Genomic DNA, 17,593 nt, shown 5'->3' on the forward strand with positions numbered 1-17,593 from the left:
GCGGCGTCCCCGCCCTCAGTCGCCGAGCGCCCGCTCCATCTCGTCGGCCAGCGTCGGGTTGCGGTAGGGGCCGGGGGCGCGGAGGGCGGCGAGCACCTGCTGTTGGCTCTCGGGCTTCTTGTTCGCGCTCATCTTGACCTTGCAGACGAAGCGGGCGATCGGCAGCCGGATCCCGACCGTGCCCTTGGCGAGCAGCGCGCCGAACTCCTGGTCGAGCAGGACCGGGCGCTCGACGTGCTGCTCGAAGTGCTCGACCAGGCGGGTCAGGACGCGCAGGTTCTCGTCGGGATCGAGCACCTCCGGCACGCCGTAGCAGTGGGCGACGCTGAAGTTCCAGGTCGGCGCCGGGGTGTCGTCCTCGACGTACCAGCTGGGCGACACGTAGCCGTGCGGCCCGCTGACGATCAGCAGCAGCTCGCCGCCCGCGAGGTCGTGCTGGAGGTCGTCGGGGCGGCCGAGGTGGGTGACGACGGCCAGCTCGTCGCCGCGGTCGTCGAGCAGCACCGGGCAGTGGGTGGCGATCAGCCCGTCGTCGCCGTGGCTGACGAGCGTCGCCCACGGGTGCTCGGCGATCAGGCTGCGCACTACGGCCGGATCGGTGACCGCGTGGTCGGGGGAGTGCCGCATGCGGGCAGTATCGCGTCCGGCCCCGACGGCCACGCCCGCCGTGACGTTGGACTATCGTTCTGTTACGACGTTGTCACAGGCGGAAGCGATAGGCATACAGGCATGAGCGACTCTCCACACTCGCGGGCGGTCTCTGCGGCCGCGGCCCGGCCGGGCGCGGCACAGGTCGACGCGGCGGCCGCGCGTCTCGAGGGCGTCGTCGTGCGAACTCCGCTGGAGCGCAACGCCCGACTGTCGGAGATCGCGGGCGGGGAGGTCTGGCTGAAGCGCGAGGACCTCCAGCCGGTCCGCTCGTACAAGCTGCGCGGGGCGTACAACCTGATGGCGCAGCTCGAGGACGTATCGGCGGGCGTGGTCTGCGCCAGCGCCGGCAACCACGCCCAGGGCGTCGCCTATGCCTGCGCCGCGCTGCGGGTGCCCGGCCGCGTCTACCTCCCGCGGACGACCCCGCGTCAGAAGCGCGACCGGATCGCGGCGATCGGCGGGAGCTGGATCGAGATCGCGGTCGAGGGCGACACCTACGACGCGGCCTCCGCGGCGGCCACGGCCGACGCGGCGCGTACGGGCGCCCACCTCGTGCCGGCCTTCGACGACCCGCGGACGGTCGCGGGGCAGGGCACGGTCGTGCGCGAGATCGTCGAGCAGCTCGGGCGGGTGCCCGACCGGGTCGTCGTTCCCGTAGGCGGCGGCGGGCTGCTGGCCGGCACGCTGGCGTGGCTCCACGATCGTCACCCCGAGGTCGAGGTGGTCGGCGTCGAGCCGGCCGGCGCCGCCAGCATGGCCGCGGCGCTGGAGGCGGGGGCGCCGGTGACGCTCGCCGAGCTCGACGGGTTCGTCGACGGCGCGGCGGTGCGGACGGTGGGGGCGAGCCCCTTCTCGATCGTGCAGGAGAGCGGCGTGCGGATGGTCGCCGTGGAGACGGGCGCCGTCTGCGAGGAGATGCTCGCGCTCTACCAGACGGACGGCATCATCGCCGAGCCGGCGGGGGCGCTCGCGAGCAGCGCGATCGGCCGCTCGGTGGCGCCGACGCCGGGCACGGTCACGGTCTGCGTGCTGTCCGGTGGCAACAACGACGTCAGCCGCTACGGCGAGATCCTCGAGCGCGCCCTGATCCACGGCGGCGTCAAGCACTACTTCCTCGTCGACTTCCCCCAGGAGCCGGGCGCGCTCCGGCGGTTCCTCGACGAGGTGCTCGGTCCGGACGAGGACATCACCCTCTTCGAGTACGTCAAGCGCAACAGCCGCGAGACCGGGCCGGCGCTGGTCGGGATCGAGATCGCCCGCGCCGACGACTTCCCGGCCCTGCTCGCACGGATGGCCGAGTCGCCGCTCCACATCGAGCCGGTCGACCCGAGCAGCGCGGCGTTCCGGTTCCTGATCTGAGCTGCGCGCGCGGGCTCGCTAACGCGCCCGGGCGACGCGGCGAGCCGCCGGTCCCGCGCCCTGCCCGGCGACGCGGTCCGCGGCAATCCCGTCCAGCGCGCGGCGAGAGGCCTTCGCCTTCGCGCGAGAGCGGAGACGAGGGCCAGCGTGGCTACCGGGCCTTGGGTGGCGCGAGGACCCAGAGGTAGAGGGTGGCCACCGGGCCGGGCACGCCGGTGGTGGAGACGGGCGCGACGCGCAGCCGGTAGCGGCCGGGGGCGAGGCGCGTGGCCTGCAGATCGCGCAGGAGCCTGAGGGTGTGCGCGCCGGCCGTCTGGGTGCGGGTGAGCACGAGTGGCCTCGCGGCGCGGGTGCGCGCGGCGCGGGTGGCGGCCCGCGTCGAGGTGGCGGTGACGTAGATGGGCTGCTCGCCGCCGTCGCCGACCGGTTGCGGGCCTGGGCAGCGGGTGTACGTCGCCGTCTTGGGGGCGGTGCGGCGCTGGAGCGTGAACGTCGTCGTCGCGGCCTGGTTGGTGCGATAGCGGACCGTGATGTCCTTGCGCGCGCGGCGGCCGGTGCCGATGCAGGTGGCGTTGCTCGTGAGAGCGGTGACCTTCGCTGCCGGCGCAGGCTCGGGCCGCGGCTCCGGTGCTCGCGGGGCGGGCGGCACCACGGGCTCGGGTTGCGGCTGCGGCCGCGGCTGCTCGTTGCGGTACGTCAGGCGGGACGAGCACGGCGAGATGTTGCCGGCCGCGTCGGTGGCGTTCGCGTGGACGGTCGTCGTCGCGTCGGCGGCGACGGTGATCGCCAGGCCCGGCGCGGCGAACCTGCTCGCGTCCCCGCTGGCCAGCGGCGTGCCGGTGCACGTCGCGTTGGCGTACAACGTGACGGTGGCGCCCGCCTCGGCGGTGCCCTTCACGTGGGGATCGGTGCTCGCCGACGGCGAGGCGGGCGTCGTCGCCAGGTCACTGGGCGCGAGGGGGGCGGTCCGGTCGTTGACGTAGGTGACGGTGCTCGTCGAGCAGGCGGAGACGTTTCCGAGATCGTCCGCCGCGGTTGCGTGGACGGTGGTGGTCGTGTCCGCCGGAACCGTGATCGTCAGGCCGGGCGACGCGAGGTCGGAGGCCGAGCCCGACGCGAGCGGGGTGCCGGTGCAGGTCGCGTTGTCGTACAGGTCGACGGTGGAGCCCGCCTCGGCGATCCCGGTGACGAGGGGCGTGAGCGAGCGGCTCGGGGAGCCGGGCGTGGTAGCCAGGCCGCCGGGCACGGCCGGCGGGGTACGGTCGTTGACGTAGGTGACGCTGCTCGTCGAGCAGGCGGACGTGTTGCCGGCCGCGTCGGTCGCGGTCGCGTGGACGGTGGTCGTCGCGTCCGCCGGAACGGTGATCGTCAGGCCGGGGTCCGCGTAGCCGGCGGCCGAGCCCGACGCCAGTGGCGTGCCCGTGCAGGTCGCGTTGTCGTACAGGTCGACCGTCGAGCCGGCCTCGGCGGTCCCGGTGGCGAGGGGCGTGAGCGAACGGCCCCGGGGGGCCGGCGTCGTCGCCAGGTCACTGGGCGCGACGGGGGCGGTCCGGTCGTTGACGTAGGTGACGGTGCTCGTGGAGCACGCCGAGACGTTTCCGAGATCGTCGGTCGCGGTTGCGTGGACCGTGGTGGTCGTGTCCGCCGGAACGGTGATCGTCAGGCCGGGGTCCCCGAGAGCAGCGGCCGAGCCCGACGCGAGCGGGGTGCCGGTGCAGGTCGCGTTGTCGTACAGGTCGACCGTCGAGTTGGCCTCGGCGGTGCCGGTGACGAGGGGCGTGAGCGAGCGGCTCGGTGACGCGGGCGTGGTCGCCAGGCCGCCGGGCACGGCCGGCGGGGTCACGTCGACGTGGAGCGTGAACGTCTGCGTGTCGTTGGGCCCGAAGAGGTCGTTGGTGGCGGTGACCGTCGCGGTGTAGTCGCCGCTGGTGATCGGGGCGCCGGACAGCCCGCCGGTCGCGCCGTCGAGGGTCAGGCCGGGAGGCAGCGAGCCGGCGCTGACGAAGAAGCGCGCGGTGGGGCGGGCGGCCGGGCCGGCGGTGAAGGTGTGCGTGTACGCGCCCGGTCCGATGGTCGCGCCCGGGTCTGGGCTGGTGATCGTCGGCGTGCCGCCGAGCTGCTGGTAGCCGTCGTATCCCCAACAGACGATCGCGCCGGCGACCTGGACCGCACAGGTGTGGTCGGAACCGGTGGACAGCTTGGTGACGGTGCCGGTGCCGGCCGGGACCGCGCTGTGGTCGCCCCAGCAGACCGGCGTCCCGTCGGCCTGGAGCGCGCACGACCGGCTCGAACCGGCGCCGATCTGGGTGACGGGGCCGATGCCGGCCGGGATCGCGGTGCCGCCACTGGCCGTGTCGCCCCAGCAGACGGGAGCGCCGTCGGCCTGCACCGCGCAGACGTGTTGGTAGCCGACGGCGATCTCGGTGACGGCGCCGATCCCGGTGGGGATCGTGTTCTGTCCCTCGCTGTTCTGGCCCCAGCAGATGGGGGTGCCGTCCGCCTTGATCGCGCACGTGTTGTACTGCCCGGCGGCGATCTTGGTGACGGCGCCGATCCCGATGGGGATGTTGAGCTGCCCGCCGAAGTTCGACCCCCAGCAGACGGGGGTGCCGTCCGCCTGGATCGCGCAGCCGTGGAACGGGCCCGCGGCAATCTGCCGGATCAGGCCGAGGCCGGTCGGTATGTCCGTCGCGCCGGCTTCGTTCGACCCCCAGCAGCGGGCGGTGCCGCCGACCTGGATCGCGCACGCGAAGCGCGCGCCGGCGGCGATCTGCGTGAGAGCCGGGGTGCCGGCGGGGACACCGAGCGAGCCCCAGCAGCCCGGCAGGCCGCTGGCCTTGATCGCGCACGACCCCTGGCCACCGGCGCTGATCTGCGGGAGCGCGACCGTCCCGAGGCTGGTGGGGACCGCGCTCTGGCCTTCGTCGTTCCCGCCCCAGCAGGTAGGGGTGCCGTTGGTCTTGACCGCGCACGTGTGGTACAGGCCGGCGGAGATCTGGGTGACGGCGCCGGTGCCGGCCGGGCCGGTGCTCTGCCCCGAGGTGCCGTAGCCCCAGCAGGTGGGTATGCCGTCGGTCTTGATGGCGCACGTGCGGTAATTGCCGGTGGAGATCTGGGTGACGGTGCCAATGCCGTTCGGGATCGTGCGCTGCCCCAGGTCGTCCAGGCCCCAGCAGGTGGGGGTGCCGTTCGCCTTGACCGCGCATGCGTGGAAGGCGCCGGCGGAGATCTGGGTGACGGTGCCGGTGCCGGCCGGGATCCCGGTCTGCCCGACGTCGTTCATGCCCCAGCAGGTGGGGGTGCCGTCCGTCTTGACCGCGCACGTGAAGAAGGTGCCGGTGGAGATCTGGGTGACGGTGCCGGTGCCGGCCGGGATCGTGCCCTGGCCTTCGTCGTTCCGGCCCCAGCAGGTCGGGGTGCCGTCGGTCTTGACCGCGCACGTGTGGTACAGGCCGGCGGAGATCTGGATGACCGTGCCGGTGCCGGCCGGGACGCTGCTCTGCCCGGCCTCGTTCCGGCCCCAGCAGGTCGGGGTGCCGTCCGTCTTGACCGCGCACGTGTGGAACTGCCCGGCGGCGATCTGGGTGACGGTGCCGGTGCCGGCCGGGATCGCGGTCTGCCCCCAGGCGTTGCTCCCCCAGCAGGCCGGGGTGCCGTCGGTCTTGATCGCGCACGTGTGGAGGTTGCCGGTGGTGATGCGCCCGTCCTGCGCCGCCCCGGCAATCGGGGCGGCCGCCGCCGTGCCGGCCGTGACGCCGCCGATGGCGCCGGTGAGCAGGACCAAGCCCAACGCCAAGACGCTCCACATCCGGATACTGCGCCACACACCTGCGAACACTGGTTGCACCGTCGTCTCCCCTACGAGCATGGACGGTGTATCCCGCCAGGGCGGACACGGTACATGGAACAGGTCTCTCGCCGGGACTTCACGGGCGAGCTCGGCGATCTCGAGGACCGCGACGAGCGCGTGCGTCTCGCCGTGGTGGCGCCGGCCGTCCGCTGCCGACGGCCTCGCGGAGTCGGCCCCGGAAACGAGAAAAGCCTCCGGATGGAGGCTTTTCGTCACGCGCCCGAAAGGATTCGAACCTTTGACCTTCGGTTCCGTAGACCGACGCTCTATCCAGCTGAGCTACGGGCGCGGGCTGCGCGAACTGCGCGCTGCCCGTCCATGGTAGGCGAAGCGGCGCCGGCGCGACGGGCGACCTGCCGTCGGGTTGGTCGGGCCGGGGGCGGGCGGCGCAGCGAGGCACCTCGACGGCGGCCTCGTCGTCGACCGGTCGGCCTCCCCGCGTCGCCAGGCGATCGAGATCGTCGCGGTCCACGGCCCGGATGCAGGCCCTGAGGTGCACCGCTTCCTGCGCCGCACGGTCGACCACGCGCTGGCCGCATCCGCCGCTGCGCAGGAGTCGCAGAAACGAGAAAGGCCTCCGTGAGGAGATCTTCGTGACACGCCCGAAAGGACTCGCACCTTTGACCCTCGGTCCCGTAGCCGCCGGTTCATCAAGCCGATGCCCGTGGACCGCTGGTTTGTCGTGTCGGTGGCCTCTATCCTGGGGGCATGTCCCTTCTGGAGCGCATCACGGTCGACGGCGACGTCGTGCATGGCCGTCCCGTGGTGCGGGGCACGCGGATGCGCGTGTCCGACGTGCTGTCGTTGCTTGCGGCGGGCGCGTCCGAGGGCGAGATCCTCGAGGACTACCCGTACCTCACGCGTGATGACATCGGCGCGTGCCTCCAGTACGCCGCTGCGCAGGCCGATCACGCGATCGTGATCGCCGCGTAGGGTGCGGTTCCTCGTCGACGCCCAGCTGCCGCCCGCGCTGGCGCGGCTGCTCGCCGCACACGGACACCACGCTGAGCACGTCACCGACGTCACCCGGGGCGACGCTCCTGATCGCGAGCTCTGGGCCTACGCGGTGGAGCACGGTGCGGTGCTCGTCACGAAGGACGAGGACTTCTCCGACATGGTGCTGCTCGGCGATCCGGCTCCCGTCGTGGTCTGGGTTCGGGTCGGGAACACGCGCAAGCACGCTCTGGTCGAGTGGTTCGACCCGTTGATCGACCGGATCGTCGCGATGGTCGATGCGGGGCACCGGCTGATCGAGCTTCGGTAGCCCGGAGAGGCGTACTCCACGACACGAGGGCGTGATACGGGCACTCGCCCGTCGGCCGTTGTCGGCCGCACGGCCCAGAACGGGCCACCCCGGATCGGGACGGCCCCAGAACGAGGCAGTCCCGGACCGAGACAGCCCAGAAACGAGAAAAGCCTCCGGATGGAGGCTTTTCGTCACGCGCCCGAAAGGATTCGAACCTTTGACCTTCGGTTCCGTAGACCGACGCTCTATCCAGCTGAGCTACGGGCGCAACGAAGGAGCAGCTTAGCGACCGGCGGTGCGCGCCGTCGTGAGAGCCGCCACGCGGGCGGCCGACTGTGCCCTCGCGGGAGGCCGCAACGCCCGTTGCCAAGGGGCGTTCCGGCTCGTGTGACCACGTCCACATCCCGACCCCCTTGCGGAGCGCTTGGCTCTCGCTACATTGAATGAAGCGAAGGGGTTGCCCTTTGGGCGCGGCGACCGGCAACTGCTGGCGAAGCCCGGAGGGACCTGCGACCCGCTCGCACCGGCAGACGTCGGTGGCGCGCGGGTCGTCGTCGTGCTTCCGCACGCGCACTGTCGGCGATCAGTGCGGTGCGGCGACACCGCCCCGTCGTCGACCCATGCCTGAACACCACTTCCCCCGTGCCGTCTATGTTTCTCGTTTCCGTCTTCTCTGCTGTGGCCATCGCCTTCGGGATCGGGGCCAACCTGCCCCAGATCAGCCGCATGCTCCGCACCCGTTCCGCCGCCGGCCAGAGCCCGGTCGGCTGGATGATGGGGGCGATCACCAATCTCTGCATGGCCTACGTCAACCTCGTCGGCCTCGGCGCGACGTTCCTCGGCGTGGCCAACCTCGGCACCGTCGTGCTCTGCTCGATCGCGATCTCGCTGACCCTGCGCTACGGCGCCTCGCACGGGCAGCCGACCGTGGTCGCCGCGACGCCCGCCCACGACACGATGGTCTCGATGCCGACCCAGGAGTTCGCGCTGCTCCACGAGGCGGTCACCGCCGCCGAGCAGCGCCGCTCCGAATGGCGCGCCCGCGAGCTCGAGGACGACCAGCAGCAGGCCCCGGCCGCCCCGGTCCTGGCCGGCGTCGCCGCCTGACCCGCAGATCGCCTCCCCGGCGCGCGGTCCGCGTGTCAGGCTGGGGCATGAGCCTCACCCTGGGAACCGGGCCGCTGGGCCGCACCGACGGACGCTTCAACTTCGACATCGAGGCGGCGAGTCCGGCCCACCGCCTCTTCCTCCAGCCGTACGGGCTGCAGGTGCGCGCGGCGATCGGCGGCATGATGGTGCTCGACACGTTCCGTGCGCAGCTGCTCTACGAGACCGGGATCCCGCCCCGCGTCTACGCCCCGCTGGCGGACTTCCGCCGCGACCTCTTCGAGCGCAGCGGCACCTCGACCCACTGCCCGTTCAAGGGCGACGCCTCCTACTGGAACGTCCAGGCCAGCGGGGGCTCGGTGGCCGACGCGGTCTGGGCCTACGAGCGACCGCTCACCGAGGCCTCGTGGCTGCGGGGCCTCGCCGCGCCCGACCCCGCCCACGTCGACGCCTGGTTCGTGGAGGAGGAGCGGGTCGTCGGCGGCCCCAAGGACCCGTACCACCGAGTCGACGTCTTCACCGCCACGCGCCCGGTCGAGGTCCGGATCTGGGGCCAGCTGGTCGCCCGCTCCGGTCACGCCAAGCTGGTCGCCGAGACCGGGCTGGCTCCGCGCCCGTACCTGCCCGCGGTCGCGCTCCAGATCCCGGCCGGCCCCGGCTCCGGGCTGCGGACGGTCTGCCCCTACAAGGGCGAGGCGTCGTACTGGACGGTCGCCGGCATCAGCGACGTCGCCTGGAGCTACGAGCTGCCGCTGGCCGAGGTGTCCGCGATCCAGGGCCACTGGGCCTTCGACGACAGCAAGGACGGCGTCGAGGTCCACTTCTGCTGATCCGCGAATCCGCGCAATCGACCCTCTAGCCGGACGCCCGCGGCAGCCGGACCTCGACGACCAGTCCGCCCTCGGGCCGGGCAGTCAGCAGGACGGTTCCGCCGTGGGCGCGGGCGATCGAGTCGACGATCGAGAGGCCGAGGCCGAAGCCGCCGTGCCCGGTCCGGCCCGCGGCCCGCTGGAACGGGCGCAGCAGCGCCTCGGGCTGCTCGATCGGGGGCAGCGGCCCGTCGTTCTCGACCCGCAGCAGCAGCCAGCCGTCGCGGTCGCGGTCGTGACCGACGGTCACCCACAGCCGTCCGGCGGCCCGGTTGTAGAGGACGGCGTTGTCGAGCAGGTTGCCGACCAACGTGCCGAGCAGGACGGCGTCGCCGCTGACCGTCAGGTCATCGACGTTGCGCTGCTCGACCGTGACCGCGAGGTCGCCCGCGCGTCCGCCGCCGAGCCGCTCCTCGACGGTCTCGGCGACGATCCGCCCGAGCGGCACCGGGACGGCGGTCTCGATCCCACGGTCGCTGCGGGCGAGGGTCAGCAGCCGATCGACCAGCTGCTCGGCGCGGGTCAGCGCGCGGCGGATCGCGGCGACCATCGTGCGGGTCTCGTCGTCGAGCGGACCGCCGTCCTCGGCGACGTCGATCGCGGTCCGGACGACGGCCAGCGGGGTCCGCAGCTCGTGCGAGGCGTTCGCCACGAACCGTCGTTCGCTCTCGAACGCGACGTCGAGCTTGTCGAGCATCCCGTCGAAGGTGTCGGCCAGCTCCCGCAGCTCGTCGCGCGGGCCGCCGAGGGCGATCCGCTCGTGGAGGTTGCGCTCGGTGACCCCGCGGGCCGCCGCGGTGATCCGGGCGACCGGAGCCAGTGCGCGCCCGGCGAGCAGCCAGCCGATCCAGGCGGAGATCAGCGTCACCAGCAGCAGCGCCGCGCCGAGCGCGAGCAGGACGTTGCGGAGGACCTGCTGGTCGCGGACCTGGACCGCCTGGAGGACCTTGACCGCGACGTCGCGGGTGGCGGTCGTGCGCGCCAGCTCGACGGCCGGCAGCGCCGGCAGCGCCGCGATCCCGGGCAGCGGCTCGACGGTCGCTGCGGGGGTCGAGAGCACGTCGGCGAGCGCCTCGCCGGAGAGCGGCGAGACCGGGGCCATCTGGAACATGGCGTCGGGGCGAGCGGTCCCGGCGGCGTTCTCGGTCGGCGCGAAGCCGCGGGTGGTCAGGTACCGCGGGGTCGCCTTCGGGGTCAGCTCGTGGCGGATCACCACGTAGGCGAAGCTCAGCAGCAGGGCTCCGGTGACGAAGGCGACGATCGCGTAGCGGGTCGCCAGCCGCGAGCGGACCGAGTGCCGCGAGCGGCGCCAGCGCAGGACGCCGCTCATGCGATCCGGTAGCCGACGCCGACGACGGTCTCGATCGGGTCCGGCTCGCCGAGCTTGCGCCGCAGCCGCATGACGGTCACGCGGACGGTGTTGGTGAACGGGTCGGTGTGCTCGTCCCAGACCCGCTCCAGCAACGTCTCGGAGCTGATCGGGTCGCCGGGACGACCGAGCAGGACCTCGAGTACGCCGAACTCCTTGTTGTTGAGGTCGACCGGGATGCCCTCGCGACGGACGGAGCGGGCCGCGGGATCGAGCTCGATCCCGGCGTGCGCGATCAGCGGCGGGCGGTACGGCCCCGAGCGGCGGGCCAGCGCCTCCAGCCGCGCGACCAGCTCGCGGAACGCGAACGGCTTGGGCAGGTAGTCGTCGGCACCGAGCCGGAGGCCGTCGACGCGGTCGTCGATGCTGCCCGAGGCGGTCAGCATCAGGATCTTGCCCGGCCACGCACGATCGCCGTCGCGGAGCCGCCGGCAGACCTCGTCGCCGTGGACCTCTGGCAGGTCGCGGTCGAGCACGACGACGTCGTAGTCGACCGCTCCCGCCTTGGCCAGCGCCACGGCGCCGTCGGCGGCCACGTCGACGGCGAACCCGCGTCCCCGCAGGCCCTTGGCGACCAGGGTCGCGAGATCGCGCTGGTCCTCGACGAGCAGTACGCGCATACGGGAGGTCATTCAAGCGATGGCCGCATAACACCCACGTATGGTCGCGGCGGCCTGTGACGGTCGTGTTAGGGGAGCGGGCCTACGGTCGGCGTCCGTACCCCGATTCCGGAGGACCGAGATGTCCCGTTCCACCAGGCTCCGTCACGGCCTGACCCTGCTCCTGACCACCACCGCGCTCGTCGCCGCCACCGGCTGCGGCGGCAGCGGAGACGACGACCCGCCGAAGGACAAGGGCGCCGCGGTCCAGGCCCAGGCGATCAAGTTCGCCAAGTGCATGCGCGAGCACGGCGTCGACATGCCCGACCCGAAGGTCAGCGCCGACGGCAACCAGATGAGCGTGGTGCGCGGGGCGGACGCCGAGGGCGCCGCGCCGGTCGACGGGGCGTTCAAGGCCTGCGAGAAGCTCGCGCCGAAGGCGCCGGCGATGAGCGCGGAGGAGAAGCAGGCGGCGACCGACGAGGCGATCAAGACCGCCAAGTGCATGCGCGAGCACGGCGTCGACATGCCCGATCCGACGGCGAGCGGCGCGACCAAGATGATCGACATCGATCCCGAGTCGCCGACCTTCAAGGCCGCGATCAAGGCCTGCGGCGGACCGGGCGGCCGCGTGACGATGGCGGCGCCGACGGCGGCGCCGAGCCAGTGAGCCGGCGGGCACGTCGGCGGGCGGTCGCGCTGGCGCTGGTCGTCGCGATCGCGGCGACGGCGACGATCGTGCTCTGGCCGGGGTCCGGGCGACCGGGCGCGGAGGCCCAGGCCGGCGCGCCCTCGAGCACGGCGACGGTCGAGCGGCGGACGCTGCGCGAGAGCGAGATCGTCGGCGGGACCTACGGCTACGGGGAGGCGGTCGCGCTGGTCCACCGGGCCGGGTCCCCGAGTCTGGGGTCGGGCGACGGCGGTTCGGGGTCCGGAACCGGCGGTTCGGGCTCGGGGTCCGGAGGGGGCTCCGGGGCCGGTGGCTCCGGCTCCGGCTCGTCGGGCGACGGATCGAACGAGGGCCAGGGAGCCGGCAACGGGCGTGGGGGCGGAACGTCCGGCTCCGGCACCCTGACCGAGACCGCCGCCGTCGGAGACGTCGTCCGGCGCGGGGGCGTGCTCTACCGCGTCGACCAGCGCCCGGTCCGGCTGCTGTACGGCACTATCCCCGCCTGGCGGACGCTCCGTGCGGGCCTGCGCGGGCGCGACGTCCGGCAGCTCCAGCTGAACCTGGCCGCGCTCGGCTACGGCCCGCTCACCGTCGACGGGGTCTTCAGCAGCGGGACCGCCGACGCCGTCCGCCGCTGGCAGCGAGCCACGGATCGGGCGGAGACCGGCGGGGTCGTGCTCGGCGAGGTGGTCTTCGCCGACGGCGCGCGCCGGATCGCGTCGGTCGAGGCGGCCGTCGGCGTCCCGCTCGGCGACGGCACCACCGTCCTGGAGGCGACCTCGACGGTGCGGCTGGTCCGGGTCCCGCTCGACGCGGCCAAGCAGCAGCTCGCCCGGCGCGGGGCGCGCGTCACCGTGACGCTGCCGAACCAGCGGACCGTCGGCGGCCGGATCGTCGACGTCGGCCCGGTCACCTCGAGCGGGAGCGGCGACGGCGGCGGAGGCGGGGCGGGCGGCGGCTCGGGCGAGGAGAAGGCGAAGCTGGACGTGCTCGTGCGGCTGCGGAGCTCGGAGGCCGCCGGGCGGCTCGACCACGCGCCGGTCAGCGTTGCGCTCACGCGCGAGATCCGGCGGCGGGCGCTCGCGGTCCCCGTGACCGCGCTGGTCGCACACCGTGGCGGGGAGTACGCGCTACGCGTGGTCCGCGGGGCCACGACCACGGTCGTGCCGGTCCGCGTCGGGATGTTCTCCGATGGCCTCGCCGAGGTCTCCGGGCCCGGAGTCCACGAGGGCGACCGGGTGGCGGTGCCGGATGTCGCATGACGACGAGCTGCTGCTCCTGTGCGGCGTGACCAAGACCTACGGCGGCGACACGACGGTGCTCGACCGGCTCGACCTGACCGTCGGCCGCGGCGAGCTGCTGGCGATCGTCGGCCCGTCGGGCTCGGGCAAGTCGACGCTGCTGCACGTGATGGGGACGCTCGACCGGCCGACCAGCGGCACGGTCCGGATCGCCGGCCACGACGTGACCACGATGCGCGACCGCCAGCTGGCCGGTCTCCGCGCGCGAGAGATCGGCTTCGTGTTCCAGCAGTTCCACCTGCTGCCCGGGATCAGCGCGACCGACAACGTCGCCCAGGGACTGCTCTACGCCGGGGTCGTGCGCCGCGAGCGGCGACGGCGAGCCGCCGCGGCCCTGGCTGACGTCGGCCTCGGGCACCGGACCAGCCACCGGGCCAACGAGCTCTCCGGCGGTGAGCGCCAACGGGTGGCGATCGCCCGCGCGCTGCTCGCGCGGCCGAGCATCGTCTTCGCCGACGAGCCGACCGGCAACCTCGACACCCGCTCCGGCGAGCGGATCGTGGCGCTCCTGCGCGAGCTGCACGAGCGCGGGACGACCGTGGTCGTGATCACCCACGATCGCGAGCTGGCCGGGGCGATGCCGCGGCAGGTCGAGATCCGCGACGGCCGGATCGTCGGGGACGAGCGGCGATGAGCGTCGTCACCGAGGGCTCGCGGCTGCGGCCGCTCGACGTCCTCCGCGTCGGTACCGAGGGCCTGCGCAGCCGGCGGCTGCGGACCGCGTTGGCGGGGCTCGGGATCGCGATCGGGATCGCGGCGATCGTGACGATCCTCGGCCTCAGCGCGTCGAGCCAGGCGAACCTGCTCGCGCGGCTGGACCGGATCGGCACCAACCTGCTCACGGTGCAGCCGGGGCAGGACATGTTCGGGAGCGAGGCGCGGCTGCCGTCGACCGCGCGGGCCGGTGCGGCCGGGATCGAGAGCGTGACCGGCGCGTCGGCCGTCGCCCTGATCGACGACGCGGTCGTCCGCAGCTCGCCCTACGTCCCGAGCACCGACACCGGTGGGCTCGCGGTCGCGGCGGCGGATCCGAACCTGGCCCGGACGCTCGGCGTCGACCTGGCGGCGGGTCGGTTCCTCGACCCGGCCAGCGCGCGCACGCCGTCGGTGGTGCTCGGCGTGACCGCCGCGCGTCGGCTGGGGGTGACGGCGCCCGGCGCCCAGGTCTACGCCGCCGACCGCTGGCTGACGGTCGTCGGGATCATGCGACCGGTCCTGCTCGATCCCGCCCTCGACGCGACCGCGCTGATCGGCTATCCGTTCGCGCGGACCTTCACGCGCGTGGTGCGATCGCCGACGACGGTCTACGTCCGGACCGTCGCCGACGACGTCGCGCAGGTTCGGGAGCTGCTGGCGCCGTCGGTCAAGCCGCAGGCACCGGACGAGGTCCAGATCAGTCGGCCGTCCGACGCGATCGCGGCCCGGGCCGAGGCCAAGAGCGCGTTCACGGGGCTGTTCCTCGGGCTCGGGGCGGTCGCGCTGCTCGTCGGCGGGGTCGGGATCGCCAACGTGATGGTGATCTCGGTGCTCGAGCGCCGGGGCGAGATCGGCCTGCGACGAGCGATCGGGGCGACCCGTCGCCATATCGCCGTCCAGTTCGTCTGCGAGTCACTGCTGCTGTCGCTGCTCGGCGGCCTCGCCGGGAGCGCACTGGGGGCGGCGGGAACGGTCGCCTTCGCGGTCAGTCGCGGCTGGGGGATCGTGATCCCGGTCGACGCGCTGGCGGCCGGGGTCGGGGCGTCGGTCGCGATCGGCGCGATCGCCGGGGCCTATCCGGCGCTGCGGGCGGCACGCCTGCCGCCGACCGAGGCGCTGCGGAGCGCGTAGGTGGGGGAGGTCGGTGGGTGGGGGCCGGGGCCGGGGCCGGGCGGGGTGGCCGGCGGAGGCGGGGGCGAGGTGGGCCGGGTGGCCGGCGGGCGCGCGGGGGTGGCCGAGGTCCGCCGGTCGGGCGCGCGGCGGAGGCCGGCGGGGGTGGCGCTGGGAGCGCGATGTGTTGTCCACCTCCACGGTGGCGAACACATCGCGGAGCGGCGCCGGTCGCCCTGCGCCTCCGTCCGACCTCCGCTCGGTCCGACCTCCGCCTCGTCACGGGCCTCCGCCCGACCCCTCCCTGCACCCCTCCTCGCGCGCCCCGGGCAGGGCGACATAACCCACCGGCGCCGCCGACGGTGGGCGTTCGCTACGGTGTTCTGCGGAGTACAAGGCCGAGCCCTGCGTCAGATGCGCGGGGGCGGGGGAACCACTTGCGGCCGGAAGGTCGCCGGGGCGAATCGCCGGTACCGGCGTAGCGCAACTCCTGAAGCGCGAGCCCGTCAGCTCACCTCGTAGGCCTCCAACAGGAGGTAGCCGGTATGTCCGGACAGCACCGTGATCACGGGGTCGGCGACGCGTCGCCGCTCGTGCGATCTTTCCCGTACACCACTGGCGTCAGTGGTCGGGACCTGGCCGATCCGTCGATCTGGCAGCGCTCGACCGCCTGGGCGAGCGAGCGTCGGATCAGCGTCCCCGTCCAGCGCGCCCGCGACCGTCGCCGTCGCAAGATGGCGATGGCGATGAGCGTGGCGATGGTCGGCGGTAGCGCCGCGCCGATCGCTAGCAGCGCCTCTGCCGCGAGCAGCGGCGACACCGCGACGACGACCGACGACGGGTCCACCGGCGCCGGCGTGACCGCGAGCTTCGCCGCCGTCAGCGACGACGCGCGCTCGCACGCGATGCTGGCCGCCGGGGCGACCGGCGAGGACGTCCGCAACGTCCAGGGCCGGCTCGGGATCACCGTCGACGGCACCTACGGCGGCCGGACCCAGAGCGCCGTCGAGCGCTTCCAGCGCCAGCGTCAGCTGGTCGTCGACGGGGTCGTCGGTCCGGAGACCTGGACCGCGCTGCTCGCGACCCAGGGCGCGACGACCCGCGGGGTCTCGCTCTCCGGCAACGGCAGCGTGCCGAAGCTGAAGGTGGTCTCGGCCAAGACCCGCACCGACGGCAGCCAGGACCTGGTGCTGGTCGGGGCGAAGGCCGCCAGCGACCGGACCGCGGCAGCCGGGAGCGGACAGGGCGGCGCCGAGACGACCTCCGCGCGCACCACCCAGGTGTCCACGGGGGCGGACGAGGGCGGCGACGCCACGACCGACCCGGGCTCCGCCACGAGCGACAACGGCAGCGCGACCGGCGACGGTGCGGCCGGCGACGCGTCGGCGGCCGCGGGCAGCTCCTCCGGCTCGTCCTCCTCCGGCTCGTCCTCCTCCTCCGGCTCGTCCTCGGCCGGCGGCGCTTCGGCGCCGGCCCCGGCGCTGACCCCGACCCCGGAGCCCGACACGGGCACGTCGGATTCGGGCACGGCCAAGCCGATCAGCGGGACGATGAGCTCGCCGTACGGTCCGCGCGGCGGCCGGATCCACGCGGGGATGGACATCGCTGCGCCGATCGGGACGGCGATCAAGTCGTACGCGGCCGGGACCGTCGCGTTCTCGGGCAGCCAGAGTGGCTACGGCAACCTGGTCTGCGTCGATCACGCCAACGGTCTCCAGACGTGTTACGCCCACATGTCGCGCAACGCGGTCCAGAAGGGCGCCAAGGTCAAGGCCGGCGACGTCGTCGGCTACGTCGGGATGACCGGTCGGACGTCCGGTCCGCACCTCCACTTCGAGGTCCGCCGCAACGGCAAGGCGATCAACCCGGCGCCCTACTACAGCGGTGCGGGCAAGGCGAGCGCCTCGACCCGGTCGCTGGCCACGACGGCGAAGAAGGTCACGAAGACGACGAAGGCGACGACGAAGGCCAAGGCCACGTCCCGCAGCAGCAGCCTGTCGACCAGCGGGGCCAGCGTCGGGACGGCGTCGGCCCAGGCCGGCGCCGCCGTCGCGGCGGCGCCCGAAGCAGTTGCGACCCCGGCTGCGGTCCCGGTCGAGCCGGCTCCGGAGCAGGCCCCGACCCCGGTTGCGGAGCAGTCGGCCGCACCCGAGCAGGCCCCGGCGACGACCAGCGCACCGGTCGAGTCGACCGCGGCGGCCACGCCTGAGACGTCGGCCGGCGAATCCGCATCGACGGCCGAGACCGCCGCGCCCGAGGCCACGACGACCGAGCAGGCTCCGGTCAGCGAGGCCCCGGCCACGGAGGAGACCTCCGCGACTGAGGCGACCGCCGAGGCCGCGAGCAGCGAGCCGTCGACGGAGGCCGAGCAGGCCCCGGCGAGCGAGACGGCCAGCCCCGATCCGGAGCCGGTCGCCGAGGCTCCCGCACCGGATCCGGAGCCGACCCCGGAGGCGAGCGCCGAGCCCGCCGCGGAGGAGGCCCCGGTCGCCGAGGCTCCGGCACCGGATCCCGAGCCCACCCCCGAGCCCGTCGCGGAGGAGGCCCCGGTCGCCGAGGCCCCGGCACCGGATCCGGAGCCGACCCCCGAGCCCACCCCCGAGGCGAGCGCCGAGCCTGCCGCGGAGGAGGCCCCGGCGGCGGACACGAGCAGCGCGCCGACGCCCGACGAGACGCCGGCTGCCGACGTCAGCGCGGGGTCGTCCTCTGACGACGGCGCGGCCGCCGACACCGGCTCCGAGTCGTCCGGCGACGCCGGCTGAGCGG

Annotated in this window: 14 protein-coding genes, 2 tRNA genes and 1 riboswitch; of the genes, 10 read left to right on the plus strand and 6 right to left on the minus strand. The window is 73.9% G+C overall.

The window, feature by feature from the left end; genetic code table 11:
• Positions 1–15: 15 nt before the first annotated feature.
• Positions 16–627, minus strand: a complete 612-nt coding sequence (locus ACVUH9_RS15605) for an FMN-binding negative transcriptional regulator (RefSeq protein ID WP_475758510.1) — start codon at positions 625–627, stop codon at positions 16–18.
• A gap of 102 nt (positions 628–729) precedes the next feature.
• On the opposite strand from ACVUH9_RS15605, the gene ilvA reads away from it, so the two are divergent.
• Entirely contained in the window at positions 730–2,010 is a 1,281-nt protein-coding gene (gene ilvA, locus ACVUH9_RS15610; protein WP_475758512.1) for a threonine ammonia-lyase IlvA, read from the plus strand.
• 151 nt (positions 2,011–2,161) lie between these two features.
• Here ilvA and ACVUH9_RS15615 read toward each other — a convergent pair whose 3' ends face one another.
• Together ACVUH9_RS15615 and ACVUH9_RS15620 are read right to left on the minus strand one after the other, a co-directional pair.
• Positions 2,162–5,818 carry a hypothetical protein gene (locus tag ACVUH9_RS15615; protein WP_475758514.1) on the minus strand — a complete coding sequence of 1,219 codons (3,657 nt, stop codon included), beginning with the start codon at positions 5,816–5,818 and terminating at the stop codon, positions 2,162–2,164.
• A gap of 257 nt (positions 5,819–6,075) precedes the next feature.
• Positions 6,076–6,149: transfer RNA gene (locus tag ACVUH9_RS15620), tRNA-Arg, on the minus strand.
• Between the two features lie 419 nt (positions 6,150–6,568).
• On the opposite strand from ACVUH9_RS15620, the gene ACVUH9_RS15625 reads away from it, so the two are divergent.
• Both ACVUH9_RS15625 and ACVUH9_RS15630 read left to right on the plus strand, forming a co-directional pair.
• A complete protein-coding gene (locus ACVUH9_RS15625; RefSeq protein ID WP_475758516.1) occupies positions 6,569–6,793 on the plus strand; it encodes a DUF433 domain-containing protein in 225 nt (74 codons plus the stop codon).
• Position 6,794: 1 nt separating this feature from the next.
• Entirely contained in the window at positions 6,795–7,124 is a 330-nt protein-coding gene (locus tag ACVUH9_RS15630) for a DUF5615 family PIN-like protein (RefSeq protein ID WP_475758518.1), read from the plus strand.
• A 176-nt stretch (positions 7,125–7,300) separates the two neighbouring features.
• Here the strand turns inward: ACVUH9_RS15630 and ACVUH9_RS15635 are convergent.
• Positions 7,301–7,374: transfer RNA gene (locus ACVUH9_RS15635), tRNA-Arg, on the minus strand.
• A gap of 383 nt (positions 7,375–7,757) precedes the next feature.
• Here ACVUH9_RS15635 and ACVUH9_RS15640 point away from each other — a divergent pair.
• Positions 7,758–8,213 (plus strand): hypothetical protein, encoded by a 456-nt coding sequence (locus tag ACVUH9_RS15640; protein WP_475758520.1) that lies wholly within the window; start codon positions 7,758–7,760, stop codon positions 8,211–8,213.
• Between the two features lie 47 nt (positions 8,214–8,260).
• Positions 8,261–9,043, plus strand: a complete 783-nt coding sequence (locus ACVUH9_RS15645; RefSeq protein ID WP_475758522.1) for a DUF427 domain-containing protein — start codon at positions 8,261–8,263, stop codon at positions 9,041–9,043.
• Between the two features lie 25 nt (positions 9,044–9,068).
• On the opposite strand, the gene ACVUH9_RS15650 is transcribed toward ACVUH9_RS15645, so the two are convergent.
• Together ACVUH9_RS15650 and ACVUH9_RS15655 are read right to left on the minus strand one after the other, a co-directional pair.
• Positions 9,069–10,412, minus strand: coding sequence for a sensor histidine kinase (locus ACVUH9_RS15650; protein WP_475758524.1), 1,344 nt, complete (start codon positions 10,410–10,412; stop codon positions 9,069–9,071).
• The gene (locus ACVUH9_RS15655; protein WP_475758526.1) at positions 10,409–11,071 is read right to left on the minus strand and encodes a response regulator transcription factor; all 663 of its coding nucleotides are present in this window, start codon (positions 11,069–11,071) and stop codon (positions 10,409–10,411) included. Before ACVUH9_RS15655 ends, ACVUH9_RS15650 begins: the two co-directional genes overlap by 4 nt.
• Positions 11,072–11,192: 121 nt before the next feature.
• Here ACVUH9_RS15655 and ACVUH9_RS15660 point away from each other — a divergent pair, with 121 nt between their 5' ends.
• From ACVUH9_RS15660 to ACVUH9_RS15680, 5 genes are all read left to right on the plus strand, one after another.
• On the plus strand, positions 11,193–11,720 hold the full coding sequence (locus ACVUH9_RS15660; protein WP_475758528.1) for a hypothetical protein: 528 nt from the start codon (positions 11,193–11,195) through the stop codon (positions 11,718–11,720).
• Positions 11,717–12,982 (plus strand): peptidoglycan-binding protein, encoded by a 1,266-nt coding sequence (locus ACVUH9_RS15665; protein WP_475758530.1) that lies wholly within the window; start codon positions 11,717–11,719, stop codon positions 12,980–12,982. The genes ACVUH9_RS15660 and ACVUH9_RS15665 overlap by 4 nt, the downstream gene beginning before the upstream one ends.
• Positions 12,972–13,655 carry an ABC transporter ATP-binding protein gene (locus ACVUH9_RS15670; RefSeq protein WP_475758532.1) on the plus strand — a complete coding sequence of 228 codons (684 nt, stop codon included), beginning with the start codon at positions 12,972–12,974 and terminating at the stop codon, positions 13,653–13,655. Before ACVUH9_RS15665 ends, ACVUH9_RS15670 begins: the two co-directional genes overlap by 11 nt.
• Entirely contained in the window at positions 13,652–14,848 is a 1,197-nt protein-coding gene (locus ACVUH9_RS15675; protein ID WP_475758534.1) for an ABC transporter permease, read from the plus strand. The genes ACVUH9_RS15670 and ACVUH9_RS15675 overlap by 4 nt, the downstream gene beginning before the upstream one ends.
• A gap of 365 nt (positions 14,849–15,213) precedes the next feature.
• Positions 15,214–15,367, plus strand: a riboswitch (cyclic di-AMP (ydaO/yuaA leader).
• A gap of 5 nt (positions 15,368–15,372) precedes the next feature.
• Positions 15,373–17,589 carry a peptidoglycan DD-metalloendopeptidase family protein gene (locus ACVUH9_RS15680; protein ID WP_475758536.1) on the plus strand — a complete coding sequence of 739 codons (2,217 nt, stop codon included), beginning with the start codon at positions 15,373–15,375 and terminating at the stop codon, positions 17,587–17,589.
• Positions 17,590–17,593: the final 4 nt, after the last annotated feature.

The sequence above is a fragment of the Patulibacter ginsengiterrae genome (assembly GCF_056269115.1).

What these genes read in the sequence shown, in the direction of transcription:
- ACVUH9_RS15645 (WP_475758522.1), top strand. Translation starts at nt 8,261, where the DNA reads ATGAGCCTCACCCTGGGAACCGGGCCGCTGGGCCGCACCGACGGACGC.
- ACVUH9_RS15650 (WP_475758524.1), bottom strand. Translation starts at nt 10,412, where the DNA reads ATGAGCGGCGTCCTGCGCTGGCGCCGCTCGCGGCACTCGGTCCGCTCG.
- ACVUH9_RS15625 (WP_475758516.1), top strand. Translation starts at nt 6,569, where the DNA reads ATGTCCCTTCTGGAGCGCATCACGGTCGACGGCGACGTCGTGCATGGC.
- ACVUH9_RS15670 (WP_475758532.1), top strand. Translation starts at nt 12,972, where the DNA reads ATGTCGCATGACGACGAGCTGCTGCTCCTGTGCGGCGTGACCAAGACC.
- ACVUH9_RS15675 (WP_475758534.1), top strand. Translation starts at nt 13,652, where the DNA reads ATGAGCGTCGTCACCGAGGGCTCGCGGCTGCGGCCGCTCGACGTCCTC.
- ACVUH9_RS15640 (WP_475758520.1), top strand. Translation starts at nt 7,758, where the DNA reads ATGTTTCTCGTTTCCGTCTTCTCTGCTGTGGCCATCGCCTTCGGGATC.
- ACVUH9_RS15615 (WP_475758514.1), bottom strand. Translation starts at nt 5,818, where the DNA reads ATGTGGAGCGTCTTGGCGTTGGGCTTGGTCCTGCTCACCGGCGCCATC.
- ACVUH9_RS15605 (WP_475758510.1), bottom strand. Translation starts at nt 627, where the DNA reads ATGCGGCACTCCCCCGACCACGCGGTCACCGATCCGGCCGTAGTGCGC.
- ACVUH9_RS15655 (WP_475758526.1), bottom strand. Translation starts at nt 11,071, where the DNA reads ATGCGCGTACTGCTCGTCGAGGACCAGCGCGATCTCGCGACCCTGGTC.
- ACVUH9_RS15680 (WP_475758536.1), top strand. Translation starts at nt 15,373, where the DNA reads ATGTCCGGACAGCACCGTGATCACGGGGTCGGCGACGCGTCGCCGCTC.
- ilvA (WP_475758512.1), top strand. Translation starts at nt 730, where the DNA reads ATGAGCGACTCTCCACACTCGCGGGCGGTCTCTGCGGCCGCGGCCCGG.
- ACVUH9_RS15660 (WP_475758528.1), top strand. Translation starts at nt 11,193, where the DNA reads ATGTCCCGTTCCACCAGGCTCCGTCACGGCCTGACCCTGCTCCTGACC.